Origin of the sequence: Undibacterium sp. Ren11W (assembly GCF_049340485.1) — a bacterium.
GTDB lineage: Bacteria > Pseudomonadota > Gammaproteobacteria > Burkholderiales > Burkholderiaceae_D > Undibacterium.
On sequence record NZ_JBMPPB010000050.1, the window covers coordinates 1 to 243 of the forward strand.

General features: G+C 62.1%; 1 protein-coding gene. It reads right to left on the reverse strand.

All coding sequences use genetic code 11. The features are described 5' to 3' along the window. On the reverse strand, positions 1 to 223 hold a 223-nt coding region (locus ACO0K8_RS22415; RefSeq protein WP_422948867.1), incomplete at its 3' end, for a hypothetical protein. Between the last annotated feature and the right edge of the window lie 20 nt (positions 224 to 243).

Sequence of the window (243 nt, forward strand, 5' to 3'; positions counted from 1 at the left end):
TCGCACTGTCTATGCCTGGGGCGGAGACATTGCCAGCCTGGTCGGTGACGGTAGCGCTGACCGACAAGGTCGCGCCTTCAGCCGGTTTCGCAACCGTGCTGCTGTAGGTGCCCGCTGTGATTTCTGCGGCGGTTAAGACATGGCTTTGCGGAGTCGTGCCGTCGGTGATGGTTAGGGTGTCGCCTGCCTTGGCCGTACCTGGCAAGGCGACTGTGACTGCCACTGTCGTTGCTGCACCGAGTT